The 2413-nt window shown below is 52.6% G+C and carries 4 protein-coding genes; all 4 read left to right on the top strand.

The window, feature by feature from the left end:
• On the top strand, window positions 1–558 hold a 558-nt coding region (locus C7A19_RS14280), incomplete at its 5' end, for an ATP-binding cassette domain-containing protein (protein ID WP_116645221.1).
• A 14-nt stretch (window positions 559–572) separates the two neighbouring features.
• Window positions 573–1283 carry a leucyl/phenylalanyl-tRNA--protein transferase gene (aat, locus tag C7A19_RS14275; RefSeq protein ID WP_116645220.1) on the top strand — a complete coding sequence of 237 codons (711 nt, stop codon included), beginning with the start codon at window positions 573–575 and terminating at the stop codon, window positions 1281–1283.
• Window positions 1283–2008, top strand: coding sequence for an arginyltransferase (locus C7A19_RS14270; RefSeq protein ID WP_116645219.1), 726 nt, complete (start codon window positions 1283–1285; stop codon window positions 2006–2008). Before aat ends, C7A19_RS14270 begins: the two co-directional genes overlap by 1 nt.
• A 129-nt stretch (window positions 2009–2137) precedes the next feature.
• The gene (gene infA / locus C7A19_RS14265) at window positions 2138–2356 is read left to right on the top strand and encodes a translation initiation factor IF-1 (protein ID WP_021022425.1); all 219 of its coding nucleotides are present in this window, start codon (window positions 2138–2140) and stop codon (window positions 2354–2356) included.
• Window positions 2357–2413 lie beyond the last annotated feature (57 nt).

Here is a 2413-nt window from a genome sequence, read left to right as displayed (position 1 = left end):
GCGTGGGATCCCACGCAAGGTCAAATCACCCTTGATGAGGTGCCGCTCACGCAATGGCAAGAAACCGCGCTGCGTGACGCCATGTCTGTGGTGACGCAAAGTGTTGATCTGTTCAACGGCACACTGCGCGACAACCTCACCCTGGCTTGCCCAGAGGCATCAGACGATGCCCTCGCCACTGTCTTGCAGCGCGTTGGCTTGGATGGACTGTTAGAGGGTCAAGGACTCGATGCGTGGCTGGGCGATGGCGGACGACAGCTTTCAGGCGGCGAGCGCCGCCGCTTGGGGATTGCTCGTGGCCTCTTGCACCCTGCGCCGATTATGTTACTTGATGAGCCAACCGAAGGCCTAGATGTGCAAACCGAGGCGGAGATCCTATCCTTACTGCAAGACCATTGTCAGGATAAAACCGTGGTGATCATTACCCATCGATTGGTTGGTTTGGCACATATGGACACTGTGTGTTTAATGGATGCTGGCCGCATTATTGAGCAAGGCACACATCAAGACTTGCTGGCACGTAACGGTCGCTATGCGCAACTCATGAACCGCTTGTAACGAGAGCGTGTGATATGACCCTTTTTTTACCGCCTTTAGCGCAAGATGACTTTCGCTTTCCGCCCGTGAGCGAAGCGCTCTCTCACCCCGATGGCTTGCTCGCCATTGGGGGAGATCTATCACCTGCGCGGCTAATGTCGGCTTATCGCAGTGGTATTTTCCCCTGGTTTGGCGAAGATGATCCTTTATTGTGGTGGTCGCCAAGTGAACGGGCTGTGATTCAGCCCTCTGATTTTCATGCCAGTCGCAGTTTGCGTAAAGCCGCCAAAAAGTCTGCGTATACCATCACGCTCAATCGCGCATTCGAGACGGTGATTGCTACCTGTGCGGCCATTCGCGGGCCTGAGCAGACCTGGATTACCGATGAGATGCAAGTTGCCTACTGCCAGCTTCATCAGCAAGGGGATGCTCACAGTGTCGAGGTGTGGGACGGCGCACAGCTTGTCGGCGGGCTTTACGGTGTCTGCGTGGGCCGCGTATTCTGTGGTGAATCCATGTTTTCCAAAGCCACCAATGCCTCTAAATTTGCACTTTGGCAATTCAGTCAATATTTTGCCCAGCAGGGTGGCCGTTATATTGACTGCCAAATGATGACGCCACATTTAGCCTCTTTGGGTGCCAAACCTTGGACCCGAGACGCGTTTATCACCGCGTTGCAAGCACACCGTGACCAGCCCATTATCCAGAGCAGCCAACCGCAGCAGATCGCAGATTGGAGAGCATAATGAGTGTGGGAATCCAAGTTGGCGTCACGCCTGCAGCATCTTGCCAATACTTGCCTGATCAGCAAGAGCAACTGGCGGTGGTAATGTCGGCGGATTACCACACGCCCGAGAAATATGCCGCGCTATTAGCGGCTGGCTTTCGTCGTAGTGGCAACCTTATTTACCGGCCGCACTGCCCACAATGTCAGGCTTGCCAAGCGATTCGGATTGATGTGAACCAATATCACCCCTCAAAAAGCCAAAAGCGTCATCGCAGCCAGCTCAATCGCTTGGAGGTTAAAGTGAGTGATCAGCTTGATGCTAACTGGTTTGCGCTCTTTCAACGGTACATCGCCGCTCGCCATTCCGATGGCAATATGTATCCTGCCAAGCGCCAAGCGTTTCTCGACTTTATCGGTAGTGACTGGTTATCCCCGCGCTTTATCCATTTGTATCAACGCGATCATCACCAACTCACGCTGGTTGCCATCGCCGTAACCGATGTCGTCGACGACGGGTTAAGTGCACTTTATACGTTTTTCGAGCCAGAGCACCGCTTCTCACTCGGACGCGTCAGTATTCAAGCACAACTACAACTGGCGAACTCACTCGAATTACCTTGGCTCTATTTGGGCTATCAAATCGATGCCTGCTCAGCAATGCGCTACAAAGCAGACTATTATCCACATCAACGCTTTATCAACCAGCAATGGCGGGCGTTTACCTGGCCGGTTATTCCACAATAGTGGCTATTTTTTCTAGCAAGGAGCGCCCCAACAGGGTAAAATTCGCACCCGAACTTTACAGACTTTCAGAATAGAGGCATTATCTGTCGGTCAAAAAATTGGCTACCAGAAGAGGCCTAAGAGGATTCAATGGCAAAAGAAGACGTAATTGAAATGCAAGGCACCGTACTCGATACGTTGCCTAATACTATGTTCCGCGTAGAACTAGAAAACGGTCACGTGGTGACTGCCCACATTTCAGGCAAGATGCGTAAGCACTACATCCGCATCCTGACCGGCGACAAAGTCACGGTTGAAATGACCCCTTACGATTTGTCCAAAGGTCGCATCGTTTTCCGTTCGCGTTAATCCTCCGAACGCGATCATCGAGTAGGGTGAGGCGTTGCCGCCTCATCCCTCTCACAG

This window comes from Salinivibrio sp. HTSP (genome assembly GCF_003390965.1).
Classification (GTDB): domain Bacteria; phylum Pseudomonadota; class Gammaproteobacteria; order Enterobacterales; family Vibrionaceae; genus Salinivibrio; species Salinivibrio kushneri.
Note: the sequence above shows the minus strand (reverse complement) of the source record. Positions and strands in the feature narration are given on the sequence as shown.